The organism is Aliifodinibius sp. S!AR15-10 (assembly GCF_031569985.1).
Lineage (GTDB): Bacteria > Bacteroidota > Rhodothermia > Balneolales > Balneolaceae > JAMQKA01.
In genome coordinates, this window is the sequence record NZ_JAMQKA010000001.1 from 320,464 (window position 1) to 338,897 (window position 18,434).

Genomic DNA, 18,434 nt, shown 5'->3' on the forward strand with positions numbered 1-18,434 from the left:
GTCTTGATCTGGTTTTTGTGGACTTTAAATGAACTATATTGACAATAATTTTCAACTTTAAAATATCATCGTGCTGACGGTATTTGCAGATCAACATCTCTACAAAATCAGGGAGATTGCGCCAACCGGCATCAACCTGCACTTTTATGACCCTGAGGAGGGATTCCCCTCTCAACTTGACCAGGCCGACGCGCTCTTGGTCCGAACGGTTACGGATATCAACAAAAAAACGCTCCCCAATATCCCCAAGAACCTGAAGTTTGTAGGAACCGGTTCTGCAGGTATTGATCATATTGACACCGAATACCTGGCCAGTCACGGTATCGAAGCCACCAATTCGGCCGGATGTAATGCGCGCTCAGTAGCTGAATATGTCATAACTGCGCTATTGCTGTGGGGTGAACAAAAGAATATTACGCTGGAAAACGAAACGATCGGAATTATAGGTGTCGGTCATGTGGGGCAGGCCCTGCAAAAAATGCTCGATTCGCTGGGGTGGTCCTACCGGTTGTACGATCCGCCGCGCTCTGAGCGGAACCCTTCGTTTGAGTCGGCTGAGCTCAGGGAGGTATTGGACTGTTCTGTACTCACATTTCATACTCCACTGCATGAAGAGGGTAAACACTCTACATACCACTGGTTAAATCAAAAAAAAATATCGGGCCGCAGGTATAAAATGGTGATAAACACGGCCCGTGGGGGCGTCATTGATGGGCAAGCCCTGATGCAAGCCAAAGCTTCGGGGCGGGTAGAGGATATGATCATTGATGTGTGGGAAAACGAACCCGCTTTTGATGATAATGTGGCCCGTACTGCTTTTATTGCTACTCCCCACATCGCCGGCTATTCAATCCAGGCTAAGTTTCGAGCTACCAAAATGGTTGTTGATCAGATGGTCACTCATTTTGGGCTTGACCTCCCAATTGCATCACTCAATAAAAAAAAGGAACAGATCACCTTGCCTGATCAAGATTACGATTCGCTCTCCTTGCCTGATCTACTGACAACTATCCATCCGATAAAAAAATATGGTTGCGAACTAAACAAACTGATAGGGATAGAGAGCGAATCCAAAAAAACAAAATTCAGTAGATTGCGAACTTCCATGCCACTTAGGAATGAATATGCTTACCTGGGTTTACCTGCTGCTCTAATCCGCAGTTTTCCTTTTCTACATAAAATTGGTATCAATATCTAGTGCTTTACTACCCGTTAAATGACCATCCAAGATGACGTTATCTCTATGTCTCCCTTGACTTTGTCAAAAAAAATACACTAGGTTTGATCAAATTACTTAGGGCATTATATGTCTTAGGAAAAGGTCAGTTTATATTTTTTAAAAAAAGTGTCAGCTAGTACTTACTAATATTTAACTACCACTATTATTAGTTGTGAGTTAAATAACTCTTTCCGTAGTGCACTGGCATATCTATATCTATTCACTAATCTCAATTTAAAATCCCATTCTAATGTTACGAAAGCTACTAAGTAGCTCGTTGGGTTTAGTGCTATGCTTTATGTTGTTTGCCTCTGGTGCTATCGCTCAAACGGGTTCGATCAGTGGAACAATTACAGACAGCAATACTTCTGATGTATTACCCGGAGCCAATGTATTCATTCAAGACATTGAAAAAGGTACAGCAGCTTCTGGAGATGGTACATACATCATTGAGGATGTTCCATACGGTACCTATGAATTACAATTTAGTTTTGTGGGCTACCAAAGTCAGACAAAACAAGTTGTGGTCGATAGCGATGAAATTACGGTTAACGCTCAATTATCTCCTTCCGAAGCAGCCTTGGAAGAGGTCTTCGTTACAGCATACGGAATTGAGCAGAGCCAGAATGAACTTCCGTACTCAGCTCAAAAAGTGGACGGAGATATCGTTGCCCAAAATCGAAATGATAATTTCCTCACCTCATTAAGTGGCCGCGTTGCCGGTCTTAAGGTGAGCAAATCCAATGGTATGGGTGGCTCTACAAACATGGTTATGCGGGGTTATAAATCTATTTCCGGCAATAACCAGGTATTGTTTGTTGTAGATGGAGTTCCTTATGCTAACAGGGAATTCAATACTGAGGATGTTGAAGAGGGTGATGCCGGCTATGACTACGGTAATACCGCTGTAGATATCAATCCGGATAATATCGCCTCGATCAATGTGCTGAAAGGACCAGCTGCCGCAGCCCTTTATGGTTCTCGGGCATCTAATGGTGCAATCGTTATCGAGACCAAGAAAGCAGAAATAGGGCAGCAATCGGTAGATGTAACCTTCAATTCCAGCGTCACCGCAAGCCGTATCGACCAGAGCACATTTCCTGAATATCAAATGAAATACGGCCAGGGTTACGGTCCGTATTATTCCGGTGGAAGTGAACCATACTTTTATCAATTCGATGCAAATGGAGATGGTTCGGATGATCTCGTTGCACCATATACAGCAGATGCCTCCTTTGGACCGCGATTTGATGCTGATAAAATGGTCTACACCTGGGAGTCATTTGCCAACAGTGGACCTAACTCCGGGCAACCACAACCTTGGACTGCTCCTGAGAATACTCCTGTTGACTTCTTTGAAACCGGGATGACTACTCAAAATAGTATTTCTGTTGATGGAGGTTTCACAGGCGGATACTATGCTCTTGGCTATAATCAAAACAATACGTCCGGAATAATGCCCAACAGCGAGCTTGACAAACACAAGCTCAATTTTTCAGCAGGATATGATATAAGTGAAGATCTCCATGTTTCAGCTTCTGTAAATTATGCACGAACGGAAGGACTTGGAAGGCCTCAAACTGGTTATAGCACACTGCTAAGTCAATTCCGGCAATGGTGGGCAACCAGCGTTGACATTGAATCCCAACGTGATGCATACTTCCGCAACGGCGGTTCCAATACGCCATGGAATGTAACGAGCGACCTCTCAGGACCATTTTATTGGAGCAATATCTACTGGTCTCGTCATGAGAACTATTCTACGGATCAACGAGATCGTTACTTCGGATACACTGAAGCGCGTTATGATGTTAATGATTGGCTAAGTTTTACAGGTCGTGTGGCCATTGACAACTACAGTCAAATAATTGAAGAACGAACAAACAAACCAAGCGCTACCACCGATCTACCCGAATACACTCAGAGAAAACAAAATTTCACTGAGTTCAACTACGACTTGCTGGCCAACTATGACACTCAGCTTTCCGAGACAATCGGAGTTAGTGGTGTAGTCGGTATGAATATTCGCAGAAATCACACTCAAGCTATTACTGGAACCACAAATGGAGGCTTGGTTGTGCCAGACCAGTTTTCACTTGACAATTCCAGCAATGGCATCCTCTTCCCTGAAGAAACTGATGAACAGCTTGGGGTAAATGGATATTTTGCCAGCCTGAATCTTAACTATGATGATCTGGTGAATATTGAGTTAACAGGAAGACGGGATAAATCCTCAAGCTTACCAGAGGATGAAAACGTCTATTACTATCCTTCAGCTTCTGCAGGTTTCATTTTCAGTGAGATTGTCAGCGCTGACTGGCTAACGTTTGGTAAGATCCGAGCAAGTGTAGCCTCGGTTGGTAACACTGCTCCACCTGCCAGTTTGACTGATCGTTTCAACCGAAATCCTTCAAACTTTGGTAGAACTCCTCTTTATACCTTGCCAAATACAAAAAACAATCCTGACCTGAAGCCTGAACGGACTAAAAGTTGGGAAGTCGGTCTTCAAATGAGTCTTTTCCAAGACCGTTTTAGCTATGACATCAACTACTATGATCAAAATACTCTTGATCAGATTCTAGCGACTGAAGTGTCACGTGCTTCAGGTTACCAAACGAAGTTTGTAAATGCAGGAAACGTAGAAAACCGTGGTATTGAGCTTACGGTTACCGGTCGACCGGTCGTTACGCAAGATTTCGCATGGACTGTGACCGCCAACTGGAATAAAAACATCAATGAAGTTAAAGCACTTGCACCCGGTGTAGACAACTATCAGCTTGCTGCACCCCAGGGTGATGTAACGATTAGTGCGGCTCTTGGTGAACCCTACGGTGCCATTCGCGGCTCAGACTTCATATATCAAGACGGAGAGCCGGTTGTGAATTCAAGCGGATTCTACAAGTCCACCGCTTCATCCAATCACATCATTGGAAATATGAATCCCGATTGGACTGGCGGTATTTCCAACCGGATAAACTACAAAAACTGGTCGCTTAACTTCCTCGTTGATGTACGATGGGGCGGAGATATCTTCTCCCTCGACCAGTACTACGGCCAAGGCACTGGACTTTATCCCGTTACTGCAGCTATTAATGATAATGGAAATAATGTACGGGATCCCGTCTCAGAAGGTGGCGGCGTCGTTCTGGATGGTGTCAAAGAAGACGGTAGTCCTAATGACATTCATGCTCCAGCCAATACTTATGCGGGGGCATTCGGGTGGATCAATAACCCATCTGCAAACTTTGTTTACGACGGCAGTTATGTAAAACTCAGAGAAGTGGGGCTTACCTACTCAATTCCACAAGACCTTATTAACAGGATAGGCCTTTTACGTTCAGCCTCTGTCTCTGTTATCGGTCGTAACTTGTTGATCCTTCACAAGAACCTGCCGTATGCAGATCCTGAGCAGGGAATTGCTGTTGGAAACGTTCAGGGCTATCAAGGTGCTGCGCATCCGACCACCCGAGATGTTACACTTAATCTGAAATTGAGATTTTAGTAAGTAATGAACACTATGAGAAAACTAATATTACCTATACTTGTACTTGCACTGGTACTTGTTTCGTGCACGGACAATCTTACGGATCTGAATACAGATCCCAAGAATCCGACCGATGTACCAGGAGAAACACTGTTTTCCAATGCACAGGTCAGCTTGGGTACCTATCTCACTGAGCCTGATGTAAACCTGAATACGTTTAAACTAATGGCCCAATACTGGGCACAAACCACCTATGCAACCGAATCCAGGTATGAACTTACCACACGGTCCATACCTTCAAACCTGTGGAGTGAGCTGTACCGAGACGTACTTAAAGACCTGGACAAGTCAGCTGAAATCATAAGTAATGATGAAAGCCTGAGTGATGCGGAGAAGACTAACCGCTTGGCCTCAATCGAGGTTCTCAAAGTGTTAACTTATTCGGAGCTGGTTAACATCTTTGGTGATATCCCATACTCAGAGGCGCTCAACCCTGATAATACACAGCCTTCATATGAAGATGCTGCCTCAATCTATGAGGATCTGATGTCGAGATTGAATACCGCGATCTCTGATTTCGATGCGAGTGCCAGTAATTTCAGAGAAGCTGATATTTTCTATGGCGGAGACGTCGAGAAATGGCAGAAGTTTGCCAATTCGCTCAAGCTGCGTTTGGCTATTACATTGGCCGATGTAAACAACTCAATGGCGCAGACAGCCATAGAAGAAGCGGCACCCAACGCATTTGAATCAAATGATGACAATGCAGTGATACCGTTTCAAGCTTTTCCTCCACATGCCAATCCCATATGGGAGGCCCTGGTTAATAGTGGGCGCCATGACTATGTCCCCTCCAATACGATCATCGATCATATGAATGATCTGGATGATCCACGGCGGCCTAAATTCTTTACGCTGGCCCCCGATACCAACACATACTTTGGCGGAACGTACGGTACTACAAATACCTATAGTGCATTCTCACATTTCAGCGAAGATGTAGCCAACGATGACGACTATGAGGTCAAAACAGCTACCCTGCCGGGGACCATTTTGGAATATGCCGAGGTAGAATTTATCCTCGTTGAAGCTCGTGAACGGGGGTATAATGTAAGCGGATCAGCTCAACAGCATTACAACAATGCGATTGAAGCTGACATGAAAAGTTGGGGAGTAGATGAAGATGATATCTCTGATTATCTCTCCCAACAGAGTGTGAATTACCAAACTGCTTCCGGTACCTGGAAAGAAAAAATTGGAAAGCAAAAATGGCTTTCTCTCTTTCTCCAGGGACTTCAGGGATGGACAGAATGGAGACGGTTAGACGCTCCCACACTTAACGCTCCGCCTGAGATGACCCTGGAAGATATTCCGGAACGATTCACCTACCCTGTGGATGAACAAAACCTCAATACTAGCAATTATAATGCTGCCTCAGAAGCGATAGGTGGAGATGATCTTCAAAACAATCTCTTCTGGGACGTCAACTAACCAATAATTTAATCTACGTAGATAACCTCAGCCTCGGCTCATGTCATTGAGTCGGGGCTTTTTTATTTAAAAACTTCTCTCCTCTCATAAACTCAAACCAAAAAGATGGCGTGCATTTGAAGAGGTGACTTGATCAATTTCCTCAAAGGAACTGTTTAAAACCTCACCCAGCTTTTCCGCGGTGTACTTGACAAAAGCGGGTTCATTTCGTTTGCCCCGGTTGGGCTCCGGAGAAAGATAAGGTGCATCGGTTTCCAGGATCATCTTTTCAATTGGTAGTTGAGCCACCGTTTCATCTACGCCGGCATTTTTAAAGGTCAGAACGCCCCCAATACCAAGGTACAATCCTAAATCAAGAGCACGTTTGCCTTCCTCCACTGAACCATTAAAACAGTGCCATACGCCGGAAAGGGTTCCATCCTGCTCCTCTTCAATGATATCCAGCAGGTCGTCGGTACTCTCCCGGTTGTGTAGCACAATCGGCTTATCCAGGGCCTTGGCGACCTTGCAGTGCAGACGCAGACTTTCTTTCTGTTTTTCCTTGTATTCGCTGCTCCAGTAATAATCCAGTCCCGTTTCACCGACCGCAATGATATCGGGTTGGCTACAATACTCCAGTAGTTCCTCTTCGGTGGTCGAGGCGCCATCATTTATTTCGGTCGGATGGATGCCGGCCATCTTGTGAAACTCAATCTGCTGATGAGCCAGCCGGTCCATTTTGGGAAGGGAATCGAAATTGATGGCGGGCATCAATACCTGTTCTACACCCACCTCAGAAGCGCGATATAGCACTTCCGACAAATCATTCTCAAATTGTTCGAGGTAGATGTGGCAGTGCGTATCAATCATGCACACGCTTAGTATGATATTCTACCATCCGCTGCATCGGCTTTTGGATAAAGCCACCGGGTGTCATGCCGTGGGATCTCAAAATTTCTGAGATCATTTCTTTATATGCATGCCCGACCGAGCCGATAAACCGAACTTCATAATCCTTGGCGTTGGTATAGTTCATCAGGATACGGGTAATAAAACTCTCAAAACCCTCGCGAAGCATCTTCTGTATGAATGGATGATCGGAATGTTTTCCCAGGAAGGAGCCGTATGAAGCGATAAACCTACTTTTCTGTGCCCCGTCGTACACACCCTCCGTGATATGCTCAAGGGACATATTGTAATTTTCTTCAAGTGACTTTTTCAACTCGGGCGGCAGCTCAAACCGGAAATAACTATTGATAATCTTTTTGCCAAAATAACCGGCGCTCCCCTCATCACCCAGTATAAAAGCAAGTGACGGGATATGTTCCACAATCTTTTGCCCATCGTAGAGACAGGAATTTGAACCGGTTCCCAGGATACATGCAATACCGGGTTTGTCGAGAAAACACGCACGGGCTGCTCCCAACAGGTCGTGATAAACTTCAATCTTGGATTTACCAAAATATGTTTCCAATGCTTCCTTAACGACTTCTTTCTTCTCATCGGAGTCACAACCCGCACCGTAAAAAAACACCTCTTCTACATTTTCGACATCAATTTTTGGTAGTAAATCCTCTTTTATAACATCCCGGATCGAATCTATGGTATGGTAATAAGGATTCAATCCTTCTGTTGCAATTACATTACTTTCCCCGTCTTCCCAAACGCACCACTCAGTTTTAGTGGCGCCGCTATCTGCTATAATAATGCTCATTAATAGAAATTTCGTTTTTTGATTAATATACTGCCAAATCTAATGATTTTTGATCATTTCCCACAAAGTTCATCCATGGATTGGGCAAACTAATTTTGTCCCAGCTATTTGTTTCTAAAAAAAGATTAAGATTATAAAAATGGACATCACATACGGTAAATATCTAAAAATTGACGAACTCCTTGAGTTGCAACAACCACTCTCGGATCCCGAGGAGCATGATGAAATGCTGTTTATCGTCATTCACCAAGTGTATGAGCTCTGGTTTAAGCAGATATTGCATGAATTCGATAAACTGCGAGCTGAACTGAAAAAGGGCGAAACATGGACCTCTTCCAAAACAATGGACCGCATCTTGACCATCTTAAAAACCATGGTCGCCCAGATAGATGTTCTTGAAACCATGACCCCACTCGAATTTGAAAGCTTCCGAAGTTTCCTGCAAAGCGCCAGCGGATTTCAATCAGCACAATTTCGCGAAGTTGAAATTCTATGTGGGCTCCGTTCACCTCACATCCTGAAAGTGCATAAAGATGAGCCTGAAAATTATAAGAAACTACAAAACCGACTCGAAGAACTGACCTTGTGGGAATGCTTTTGCATCTACCTTAATGAGCGGGGATATGATGTGTCCAAACCGGAGCGAAACAATGAGCAAGGATTGCTTTACGATCCGAATGAACGGACCCAACAGGTGCTACTGGACGTGATGAACAATGACCCCGAAACCGCCCTGCTTTGTGAGCTGTTCGTAGACTTTGATGAAGGCATGCAGGAATGGCGATACCGACACGTGAAGATGGTGGAACGAACCATTGGAAATAAGAAAGGAACTGGTGGGTCCAGTGGTGTCGATTATCTAAGGGGTACACTCCACCAGCGCATATTCCCTGACCTATGGGAGATGAGGTCAAGGATCTAAATTCCAAATCACAATTTTCAAATAACAAATAAGCAATAATTTACGAGCGTGGCTGGTGTTTGTAATTTGCTGCTTGTTATTTGAGTATTTTTCCTATGAATAAAATTAATGAGTTAGCGCAACGCCTCCAACCACACTATAGCCATTTTAATGTGGGCAACCGGCTCCTCTTTACCGGCCATTCCCACCAGGCCTGGCCGGATGTAGCACTGGAGGGATTAAAGGAATCGTTCAACGTTTCAGCAAAGGAAGTGGATGACAAATGGGAATCTGCTTTCAAAAAAACTGAAATTCTGCGTAGCTATTTGCGCGATTATTACGATGATCCCAATGGAATGTACTGCCTTGCGGAAAACACCCATCACCTGTTAGTTGCTTGGCTTTCCAGCTTCGACCTTAAAAACAAGCCGAAAATTATAACAACGGATGGGGAGTTCCATTCTATGAGCCGTCAACTTCGTCGATTGCAGGAAGAGGGAATAAAACTGAATATTGTCAAAGCGGAATCAGATGATATCGCCGACCAAATTGATTCTTTTGCGGATGACCGGACTGCGGCCATTATGTTATCCCGGGTGTATTTCAAAAGTAGTCTCATCAACCAATATATTTCGGAGATTGCCGAAGTGGCACGCACCAACAACATTCCGCTGCTGATTGATGATTATCACGGCACCAACGTCGCCCCTCTTTCCCTGCGGGATCAAAACCTGGAGGATTGCTACCTGCTTACCGGGGGATATAAATACCTGCAGTGGGGCGAAGGTAACTGCTTTTTGCGTTTTCCTGCCAATTGCCAGCTTCGGCCTGCAATAACAGGCTGGTTTGCGTCTTTCAACACCCTCGATCAACCCACGGATCAAGAAAAAGTGTTATATGAGAGAGGCAACCAGCGTTTTGCCAGCGGCACCTACGATTCAGCCTCCCAATTTCGTGCGGCCCGGGTAGTGGAATTCTTCCGGGAGCAAGGACTGACGCCTACTGTTCTTCGCCAGCAGTATCAAGCCCAGATATCATTACTAAGGAGGCTATTTCTAGATCAAAACTTTGACAGAGATTTCATCAGGTTGGCACACGAGAAGCCGGTAGAACAGAATGGTGGCTTTCTTGCCCTGCGATCTCCCCATGCGCTGGAGCTACAAAAAGAATTAATGAACCGGGGTGTCTACACTGATGCCCGCGGTGATGTGCTCCGTATCGGTCCCGCTCCCTACATCACGGCCTCCCAGATTGAGCAGTGCATTCAACTGTTAACGAACTCCGTAAAATCACTTAAATAAAAAAATTTTGTAAGGATTTGCTCTGAAACCGATCTATTAGAGTGGAATCCTTCGTGAGACTCTGTGTATTCTCTGCGATTCTCAGTGTTATAGTTGAAGCACAAAGTTTCACTAAGGCAACACAAAGATACACTAAGACCCATAAATATGAGAGAGAATAAAATTTCAAATAAGGTAATCGGGGCAGCTATTGAAGTCCATAGACAGTTGGGGCCCGGGTTACTGGAATCGGCATATCAAAGATGCATGTTTTATAAACTTTTAAAAGCTGGGGTACCCGTAAAAAAGGAAGTCCCTATGCCCATTATCTATAAGGAAATTCACTTAGATCATGGCTATCGCATGGATTTATTAGTCGATGCAAAAGTAGTGGTGGAAATAAAAACGGTCGAATCTATTACAGATGTACATTCAGCTCAATTATTGAAGTGTCTTCGTCTCGGAAATTTCAAACTCGGTTTAATCATTAATTTTCATGTAAAACTGTTAAAGAATGGAATTAAAAGTTTAATAAATTGAAATTTGTGATTTGTTATTTTGCTCTTTGCTATTTCTCATTTGCTAAATTGCATTTTGCCATTTATTTAGAGCCCCGTGACAATGGGTTGTCAGCTTAATTTTTTATCTTCGAATGAAACTGAATAAAAAGCCAATATTCTAAACCTCCATTATGTCTAACAACAATAACGATCGCGAAAAAGCCCTCGAAATGGCCATCGGCCAAATTGAAAAGCAGCACGGCAAGGGCACCATCATGAGACTGGGCGACGAAGCCAACCGAAATGTCCCAGCTATCTCAACCGGTTCCATCATGGTTGATTACGCCTTGGGTGTAGGCGGCATTCCCCGGGGCCGTGTGACCGAGATTTACGGTCCGGAAGCCAGTGGTAAAACGACGCTGGCACTGCATGTCATTTCTGAAGCACAAAAAACTGGTGGGTACGCCGCCTTCGTCGATGCCGAGCACGCTTTTGACCCACGATATGCCAAAAACCTGGGCATCAACACCGATGAACTGCTGGTTTCTCAACCCGACAGCGGGGAGCAGGCGCTCGAAATTGCAGAAACCCTGATTCGCTCTGCCGCCCTTGACGTGGTGGTTATCGACTCGGTAGCCGCCCTTGTGCCACGCGCTGAACTGGAAGGCGAAATGGGCGACTCACACGTTGGCCTGCAGGCACGACTGATGTCACAGGCGATGCGGAAAATTACCGGTATCGTCAACAAAACCAGAACTGCGGTCATCTTTATCAACCAAATTCGCGAGAAGATCGGGGTCATGTTCGGCAACCCGGAAACAACCTCAGGTGGACGCGCACTTAAGTTTTACTCCTCGGTGCGTATCGATATCCGCCGTATTGGCTCCTTAAAACAGGGTGACGAGACAGTCGGAAACCGTACAAAAGTCAAGGTGGTCAAGAACAAGGTGGCACCGCCCTTCAAAGTCGTCGAGTTCAATATCATGTACGGTAAGGGAATTTCCAGGCTTGGTGAGATTCTTGATCTGGCTGTTGAGATGGATATTATTGAAAAACGGGGCAGCTGGTACCGCTATGACGGCGAACCGATTGGGCAAGGTACTGACAACGCCACTGACTTCCTCGAGAGCGAACCCGAGCTAACCAAGAAGATAGAAAAGAAAATCCGCCGGGAAATGCTGCCTGATGAAGAGGGTGAAGAGACGGAAGAGGAAGAAAAGGCAAAAGATAAAGATGAGGACTCCGATACCGACGAGGATTAATCCCCAAAATAACGTGCAAGATTGAGTAAGGATAATTCTGACAAGCTGCCGGCTCGCATTACTTCTGTTCAACCCCAGAAGAATAACAAGAACCGCTATTCAATCTTTATCAACGATGCATTTTTGATCGGAGTTTCGGAATCCACTTTACTGGAATACAAACTAGGAAAGGGCGTCGAAGTGACGCCTTTTCTGTTTAAAAAGCTCCAGAAAGCGGAGGGGCGGCACGCTGTCAAATCATACTGCATGCGGATGCTGGGGCGTCGCGACTACTCTCGCAAAGAACTTTTCGACAAGCTGATTAAAAAGGAACATCCAAGAGACGTCATAAACTCCGTTCTCGATGAGCTGGAACAAAAGGGCTATATCGACGATCGCTCTTTTGCTGAAAAGTTCGCTTCTGATAAAAGTCGGCTTAACAACTGGGGACCTGCTAAAATCAAAGCCAAACTCTATAAAAAGGGGATTTCAAAACATGATGCGGAACAAAGCATTGAACAGGCCTTTGCCGAGCTTAACCTCAAAGAGATCTTTCTGGATTTAGTAGCTAAGAAACGGCGACGCTTCCTGAGAGAAGAGGATGAACTGAAGCGAAAAAAGAAAGTCTTTGATTATTTAAGCAGAAAAGGTTATCGATCAGACAGTATTTTTAAATACCTGGATGAGCTGCTGGAGTCACTTGATACATGAACAACCTTACACTTGACAAAATAGTTAAATTCATACTGGGCACGGCGGCATTTATTGCTGTGGGAATGCTCCTGTATAACTACAGCAACCTGCTGACCTATGCTATCATTGCGATGATTGTTAGCTACATCCTCGATCCCATTGTAAACCGGATGCAGTTTGCCGGCATGAATCGAACGGTGGCCATTACCCTGACACTCAGCTCCGTCATCCTGCTGCTGGTCTGGATCTCGACTACCGTCATCCCGATCATAGCCAATCAGATGGTACAGCTGGCCAACCAGCTCAATATCGAAACCATCCGTAATATCCTAAACCAGGTGGAAGATCGATTCACAGAAAACCTAACATTTCTGCCCGAGGGCTTTCTTATTGACAATGTGACCCGCATCCTGGAAGAACTTTTTGATGTCGGGGAACTCCCTTCAGCCATCAGCAACATTATTGGAATTTTCACGAATCTCTTTTCGGCATTTCTCGTTATTCCCTTCGCCACGTTTTTCTTTTTGAAGGATGGCAGCAAAATCAGGCGTGACCTGCTTCAGTTTGTACCGAACAAGTATTTTGAGACAACCCTCAGCCTGATTGATAAAATTGAAACACGGCTGGGACTTTATTTTCGCAGCGTGGTTTTCCAGAGCTTTCTCGTCGCCACCTCATCCTACATCGCACTGTCGGTGGTGGAACTGAATAATGCTCTGTCGGTTGGCATATCAATCGGCATTGCCAACTCCATCCCCTACTTCGGTCCTATCATTGGCTATATTCTGTCTATCATCGTCTCGATTATTGAGGTAGGCGATTTCTCTTTGGTCTTACCATGTGTGCTCGCAATTTTTGTGGTCCAGGTATTGGACAACGCCGTATTCCAGCCCCTTATATTCTCACGCTCGGCCGACATGCACCCCGTAGCGATCCTCTTCATCATACTTATTGGGGCGGAAACCGCCGGAATCCTGGGCATGCTTATCGCCATTCCCATCGCCACCATTGTTAAGATTACGATCAACCAGTTTCGCTGGAGTTTCAACAACTATTATATCTTCCGGGCGGGTAGGCGGTAAGAGTAAAAACCCCATAAACAGATCTTTACTCGCGATTAAATCGGGTTAAAATTTCGATTATAGTTGGCATTTATTTTTCATTATCTTTGCGGTGCAATTAGATCAGCAATCTTACAGGGCATCCCAGATTGAAAAATATTGTTGTTTTTGCTTCAGGATCGGGAACGAATTTCCAGGCTATTATCGATGCAGTTGAGGCGGGCCAAATTGATGCACGCATTAGTGGACTCCTTGCCAGTAAACCCGGTATCGGGGCGCTGGAAAGAGCACGCAAGCACAACATTAATACCCAGGTGCTTAGACCTTCCGATTTTGACGATTCCTCAGCTTATGAGGCCACGCTACTCAACATGCTTGACGAGTGGCAACCCAACCTTATTGTATTGGCCGGCTACATGCTGAAAGTACCTAATTCGGTGCTCGATCGTTATGAAAACAAAATCATAAACATCCATCCCTCACTGCTTCCCAAATATGGCGGAAAAGGATTTTATGGGAGCAAAGTTCATGAGGCGGTCATTGCCAATGATGAAGAGGAATCGGGCTGTACGGTACATTATGTAACCGAAATATACGATGACGGTCCCATTATCGACCAAATTAAAGTACCCGTTCGAGATACCGATGATCCGGAAACCCTGGCTACTCGGGTTCTTGAGCAGGAACACAAGCTATTGCCCAGAGTAATTGCCAAGCTAGTTAATAACCAGTAACAATAAACCATTAACAAATAACCAAAACAGTGGCGGTAAAACCCTTAAGCAAATTACCTGAAGAAGCGTTAACTATTAACCGGGCCCTCCTCTCAGTCTCAGACAAAACAGGTTTGGTTCCATTAGCCCAAGCATTACACAAGGCCGGGGTGGAACTGGTATCTACAGGCGGGACTGCAGAAAAAATTCGATCTGCCGACATCCCCGTTACGGACATTTCTGAACTGACCGGCTTTCCTGAATCACTCGATGGACGGGTAAAAACACTTCATCCCTATGTGCATGCGGGACTGCTGGCGCGCACCAGTCACCAGCCCGATGTTGACGAACTGGAAAAATTAGATGCTGACCCAATTGAGTTGGTTGTTGTAAACCTGTACCCCTTTAAAGAAACAGTTTCCGACCCGGATTGTACGCCGGCCATCGCCACGGAAAACATCGACATTGGTGGTCCAACGATGATACGCGCTGCAGCCAAAAACTTTGCTCATGTTTCAGTGCTCACATCGCCGGACCAGTATGAAGAATTTATAGAACAGTTAAGTGAACGAGAATCGGTAAGCTTTGCATTTCGCAAGGAGCTGGCCCGCCAGGCGTTTAATCACACGGCTGACTACGACGCCCACATTTCGGAATATTTTAACAGCCTTTTTGAAGAGGAAAATCCGCCGCAACTGAACATTTCGCTGCCTAAATCGCAGGAACTTCGGTATGGAGAGAATCCCCACCAAAAAGCAGCCGTTTACGGCAATCAGCCCGAATTTATCGACTGCTTTCATGGCAAGAAGCTCAGCTACAACAACTACCTGGACCTGGATGGAGCCCTCAACCTGATCGCCGATTTTGAGGATTCTGATCCCACCTGTGGTATCTTCAAACATACCGTACCCTGCGGAGTCGCAACTGACGAAAACTTGACTCGGGCATGGGAAAAGGCATTCGCCACGGATACGAAGTCTCCATTTGGGGGAATTATCGTCGTTAACCGGGAGTTGGACTTGGAAACCGCTAAAAAAATTGACAAAATATTTACTGAAATTATTATCGCACCCTCCTTCTCTACAGACGCAGAAAGACTGCTTAAAGAGAAGAAGAATCGCCGCCTGGTACGTCTTAAAAAATCGATCCGCGGCAGCGAAGCAAGACAATTCCGTTCTATTTTCGGAGGGGCTCTCAGCCAAGAACCCGACTTTGTGACCGAGCGCATGGAGGATTACAAAGTAGTAACCGATCGAGACCCAACCGAAGAAGAAATTCGGGATCTTTTATTCTCCTGGAAAGTAGTAAAACATGTGAAGTCCAATGCTATTGTCTATGCCAGAGATGGTCAAACGATCGGAATTGGCACGGGGCAGACCAGCCGGGTGGAAGCATCTGAAATCGCCATTGCCAAGGCTAAAGAGGAAGGGTTGTCAACCGACAATTCAGTTATCGCATCGGATGCCTTTTTCCCTTTTCCCGATGGCGTGGAAGCCGCTGCAAAAGCGGGCTCAACGGCTGTTATCCAACCGGGGGGCAGCATCAGAGATGAAGAGGTAATTGAAATGGCAAACAAGCATAACCTGGCCATGGTATTTACAGGCAAACGCCATTTCAGGCACTGATCATTCTATTCTCATATTTTTTGAGTGCAGAATTTCGGTTTATATATTTATTTCTATTTATTCGCAAATAGCTATACAAAATTGTATTTTCGAACACGTATTTTTTGATATAACTGTAATTTGTTTTTTTGATCACACCTATGATTGAGTCCAAACAAAAGAAGAGCTTACGAACAAATAAAAATCAAAAGAAAAGCGGACTATTCGACTGGCTCTACACCGATATCGCCATTGATTTGGGGACGGCTAACACGCTCATCTATTCCCGTGGAGAAGGCATTGTGCTTAATGAACCCTCCATTGTAGCATTGAATATGCAAAATGAGCCTGTAGCCACAGGTCATGAAGCCCGGTTAATGCATGAAAAAACGCATAAAAATATCCGGACTGTCCGACCGCTCAGAGACGGCGTAATCGCTGATTTTGAGGTAGCCGAGCAGATGATTCGCGGGATGATCAAAAAAGTGAAGATGAAATGGTATTCCAGTACGCGGCAGATGGTCGTATGTGTGCCCAGCGGCATTACCGAGGTGGAGCGGCGCGCCGTTCGTGACAGCGCCGAACACGCCGGGGCCAAGGAGGTCTACCTGGTCGATGAACCGATGGCGGCTGCTATCGGGATCGGGCTTAATGTTCACGAGCCGGTTGGTAACATGATAGTGGATATTGGTGGAGGAACAACTGAAATTGCGGTCATCGCCCTCTCCGGTATCGTCTATGCCCAGTCCGTTCGCCTGGGTGGCGATGAACTGAATGAGGATATCATCAACTATTTCCGGCGCAACCACAATCTGCTGATTGGTGAGCGGACGGCCGAAAATATTAAATGTGAAATCGGTACAGCTGCACCACTGGACGAGGAGCTCGAGATGGTAACCAAGGGTCGTGACCTGGTCAACGGCGTGCCACGCACACGACATGTGACCTCTAAAGATGTTCGAGAAGCGATCCAGGAATCGGTCAACACCATTGTGGAGTCGATCACAAAGTCGCTTGAGCAAACGCCGCCCGAACTCTCCGCTGACATTCTGGACCGCGGTATTATGCTTACCGGTGGTGGTGCACTGCTCAAAAACCTTGATAAACTAATCATAGAGACCACAGATCTACCGGTGCACATCGCTGAAGATCCACTAACGGCCGTTGTACGTGGGACCGGCGCCATCCTGGAAGACCTGGATTATTACCGAACCGTTGTATCATAATGAACTGAAATGAATGCGATTTCGACTTCCCCGAATAACAGATGCTAAAGATCACCTGATCACTGCAGCCCTGCTGGTACTATCCCTAATTCTGATGGTAGGCCGGCATCAGGGGGGGATCGACAATCTGCGAAAAGTTTCGATTACGCTATTCAGCTATCTGGAGGAGCCCCTATCAAATATTCGCGTATATCGGCAGGCGCTGAAAACAAACACCTATCTTCGAAAACAAAATATCCTGTTGCTGGATGAACTCAGTCGGCTGCGTGCCGCCGGGCAGGAAAACGCTGAGCTACGTGAGCTCCTGCAACTGAAAAATGAGAGCGAGCTCCAGCTATATCCCGTCCATATTGTTGGCAAAGAGCTCAATAAAATTAATAACTCAATTACTGTCGATGCCGGAACAAGGCAAGGGATAGAGACAGGCATGCCGATGGTTTCCGCCGATGGGCTGGTTGGACGCGTCATCGTAACCGCCCAAAATTATTCCCAGGTAATGCCATTCTACAACACGCTGTTTCGTGCCAGCGCCAAGCTCCAGCAATCGGGGGCCTACGGCATTGTTTCCTGGAACGGGAAAAGTATTAATGAGCTGGTTCTGAACTTTGTTCCACAGACCGTGCCCGTAGACAGTGGGGAAGTTGTCGTAACCTCGGGATACAGTAACCAGTTTCCACCCGATATTCCGATCGGAAGTGTGATAAGAACAGAACCTGAAGAAGGAAGGGAGACTCAGAAGATTTTCCTGAAACCTTTTGTCGACCTCTACACAATAGCCGAGGGTTTTGTTGTAAAATTTACCCCAGACACCACTATTCAACAACTTAATCAAGAATATCAGCAACAGTTTGAATGAATATTGAACGGCTTAAAGATTTTGGCGTTGGTTTGGGCTTTGTGGGGCTGCAAATAGTGATGTTCCGGCATCTCAAAATTTGGGATATGCAGCCCGACCTCGTTCTAATCTATCTTGTATGGCTTATTACCGTCCGCGATCGGACTTCCTGCATTTTTATCGCAGCTGCACTGGGATTGGTTCAGGATGCGCTGCTGGACCTTTGGGGGCTGAATATGTTCGCCAAAACACTGATGACTTTTGCTGTCTATAATTTTATCCCAAAAAGTAAAGAGGTACGACTGCTTTTGGGTCAAATTTTTCTTACCGTATTTATTGTAGCTCTGTTTCACAACATAATATTTTTAGGTTTAAGCGTTAGTGTAGAAAGCTATTCCGCTGAATTACTTTTTTGGCGACAATGGGTAGGCAATGCAGTATATACCACCTTCGTTGCATGCTTTATACAACTCTTTAGAACAAAATGATAAGC

At 45.4% G+C, this 18,434-nt stretch carries 16 protein-coding genes; 14 read left to right on the plus strand and 2 right to left on the minus strand.

All coding sequences use genetic code 11. The annotated features are described in order from the left end of the window. The first annotated feature begins 70 nt into the window (after positions 1-70). The 3 genes from NC796_RS01335 (at position 71) to NC796_RS01345 (ending at position 6,194) form a co-directional block, all read left to right on the plus strand. Positions 71-1,198: a 4-phosphoerythronate dehydrogenase gene (locus tag NC796_RS01335; protein WP_310681399.1), complete on the plus strand. Its 1,128-nt coding sequence runs from the start codon at positions 71-73 to the stop codon at positions 1,196-1,198. 271 nt (positions 1,199-1,469) lie between these two features. Continuing rightward, on the plus strand, positions 1,470-4,721 hold the full coding sequence (locus tag NC796_RS01340) for a SusC/RagA family TonB-linked outer membrane protein (protein ID WP_310681400.1): 3,252 nt from the start codon (positions 1,470-1,472) through the stop codon (positions 4,719-4,721). A gap of 15 nt (positions 4,722-4,736) precedes the next feature. Next, positions 4,737-6,194 (plus strand): SusD/RagB family nutrient-binding outer membrane lipoprotein, encoded by a 1,458-nt coding sequence (locus tag NC796_RS01345; protein WP_310681401.1) that lies wholly within the window; start codon positions 4,737-4,739, stop codon positions 6,192-6,194. Between the two features lie 84 nt (positions 6,195-6,278). Here the strand turns inward: NC796_RS01345 and NC796_RS01350 are convergent, their stop codons facing one another. Next, positions 6,279-7,043 (minus strand): TatD family hydrolase, encoded by a 765-nt coding sequence (locus tag NC796_RS01350; RefSeq protein ID WP_310681402.1) that lies wholly within the window; start codon positions 7,041-7,043, stop codon positions 6,279-6,281. Beyond that, complete coding sequence (locus tag NC796_RS01355; RefSeq protein ID WP_310681403.1) at positions 7,036-7,887, minus strand: hypothetical protein; 852 nt, start codon at positions 7,885-7,887, stop codon at positions 7,036-7,038. Before NC796_RS01355 ends, NC796_RS01350 begins: the two co-directional genes overlap by 8 nt. Positions 7,888-8,026: 139 nt before the next feature. On the opposite strand from NC796_RS01355, the gene NC796_RS01360 reads away from it, so the two are divergent. From NC796_RS01360 to mreD, 11 genes are all read left to right on the plus strand, one after another. Next, a complete protein-coding gene (locus tag NC796_RS01360) occupies positions 8,027-8,809 on the plus strand; it encodes a tryptophan 2,3-dioxygenase family protein (protein ID WP_310681404.1) in 783 nt (260 codons plus the stop codon). 95 nt (positions 8,810-8,904) lie between these two features. After that, positions 8,905-10,089, plus strand: a complete 1,185-nt coding sequence (locus NC796_RS01365) for a hypothetical protein (RefSeq protein ID WP_310681405.1) — start codon at positions 8,905-8,907, stop codon at positions 10,087-10,089. Positions 10,090-10,236: 147 nt separating this feature from the next. Continuing rightward, a complete protein-coding gene (locus tag NC796_RS01370) occupies positions 10,237-10,608 on the plus strand; it encodes a GxxExxY protein (protein WP_310681406.1) in 372 nt (123 codons plus the stop codon). A gap of 151 nt (positions 10,609-10,759) precedes the next feature. Next, positions 10,760-11,830 carry a recombinase RecA gene (gene recA, locus NC796_RS01375; RefSeq protein ID WP_310681408.1) on the plus strand — a complete coding sequence of 357 codons (1,071 nt, stop codon included), beginning with the start codon at positions 10,760-10,762 and terminating at the stop codon, positions 11,828-11,830. Between the two features lie 21 nt (positions 11,831-11,851). Beyond that, positions 11,852-12,520: a regulatory protein RecX gene (locus NC796_RS01380; protein WP_310681409.1), complete on the plus strand. Its 669-nt coding sequence runs from the start codon at positions 11,852-11,854 to the stop codon at positions 12,518-12,520. Further along, positions 12,517-13,584, plus strand: a complete 1,068-nt coding sequence (locus tag NC796_RS01385) for an AI-2E family transporter (protein WP_310681410.1) — start codon at positions 12,517-12,519, stop codon at positions 13,582-13,584. Before NC796_RS01380 ends, NC796_RS01385 begins: the two co-directional genes overlap by 4 nt. 128 nt (positions 13,585-13,712) lie before the next feature. Then, positions 13,713-14,297: a phosphoribosylglycinamide formyltransferase gene (gene purN / locus NC796_RS01390; RefSeq protein WP_310681411.1), complete on the plus strand. Its 585-nt coding sequence runs from the start codon at positions 13,713-13,715 to the stop codon at positions 14,295-14,297. Between the two features lie 29 nt (positions 14,298-14,326). Next, entirely contained in the window at positions 14,327-15,901 is a 1,575-nt protein-coding gene (purH, locus tag NC796_RS01395; RefSeq protein WP_310681412.1) for a bifunctional phosphoribosylaminoimidazolecarboxamide formyltransferase/IMP cyclohydrolase, read from the plus strand. A gap of 140 nt (positions 15,902-16,041) precedes the next feature. Next, the gene (locus NC796_RS01400; RefSeq protein ID WP_310681413.1) at positions 16,042-17,106 is read left to right on the plus strand and encodes a rod shape-determining protein; all 1,065 of its coding nucleotides are present in this window, start codon (positions 16,042-16,044) and stop codon (positions 17,104-17,106) included. A gap of 13 nt (positions 17,107-17,119) precedes the next feature. Next, positions 17,120-17,962: a rod shape-determining protein MreC gene (mreC, locus tag NC796_RS01405; protein ID WP_310681414.1), complete on the plus strand. Its 843-nt coding sequence runs from the start codon at positions 17,120-17,122 to the stop codon at positions 17,960-17,962. Continuing rightward, a complete protein-coding gene (gene mreD, locus NC796_RS01410; RefSeq protein WP_310681416.1) occupies positions 17,959-18,429 on the plus strand; it encodes a rod shape-determining protein MreD in 471 nt (156 codons plus the stop codon). The genes mreC and mreD overlap by 4 nt, the downstream gene beginning before the upstream one ends. The last annotated feature ends 5 nt before the right edge of the window (positions 18,430-18,434 follow it).

What these genes read in the sequence shown, in the direction of transcription:
- NC796_RS01385 (WP_310681410.1), top strand. Translation starts at nt 12,517, where the DNA reads ATGAACAACCTTACACTTGACAAAATAGTTAAATTCATACTGGGCACG.
- NC796_RS01365 (WP_310681405.1), top strand. Translation starts at nt 8,905, where the DNA reads ATGAATAAAATTAATGAGTTAGCGCAACGCCTCCAACCACACTATAGC.
- mreD (WP_310681416.1), top strand. Translation starts at nt 17,959, where the DNA reads ATGAATATTGAACGGCTTAAAGATTTTGGCGTTGGTTTGGGCTTTGTG.
- NC796_RS01370 (WP_310681406.1), top strand. Translation starts at nt 10,237, where the DNA reads ATGAGAGAGAATAAAATTTCAAATAAGGTAATCGGGGCAGCTATTGAA.
- NC796_RS01355 (WP_310681403.1), bottom strand. Translation starts at nt 7,887, where the DNA reads ATGAGCATTATTATAGCAGATAGCGGCGCCACTAAAACTGAGTGGTGC.
- NC796_RS01340 (WP_310681400.1), top strand. Translation starts at nt 1,470, where the DNA reads ATGTTACGAAAGCTACTAAGTAGCTCGTTGGGTTTAGTGCTATGCTTT.
- NC796_RS01350 (WP_310681402.1), bottom strand. Translation starts at nt 7,043, where the DNA reads ATGATTGATACGCACTGCCACATCTACCTCGAACAATTTGAGAATGAT.
- recA (WP_310681408.1), top strand. Translation starts at nt 10,760, where the DNA reads ATGTCTAACAACAATAACGATCGCGAAAAAGCCCTCGAAATGGCCATC.
- NC796_RS01345 (WP_310681401.1), top strand. Translation starts at nt 4,737, where the DNA reads ATGAGAAAACTAATATTACCTATACTTGTACTTGCACTGGTACTTGTT.
- NC796_RS01400 (WP_310681413.1), top strand. Translation starts at nt 16,042, where the DNA reads ATGATTGAGTCCAAACAAAAGAAGAGCTTACGAACAAATAAAAATCAA.
- NC796_RS01360 (WP_310681404.1), top strand. Translation starts at nt 8,027, where the DNA reads ATGGACATCACATACGGTAAATATCTAAAAATTGACGAACTCCTTGAG.
- mreC (WP_310681414.1), top strand. Translation starts at nt 17,120, where the DNA reads ATGCGATTTCGACTTCCCCGAATAACAGATGCTAAAGATCACCTGATC.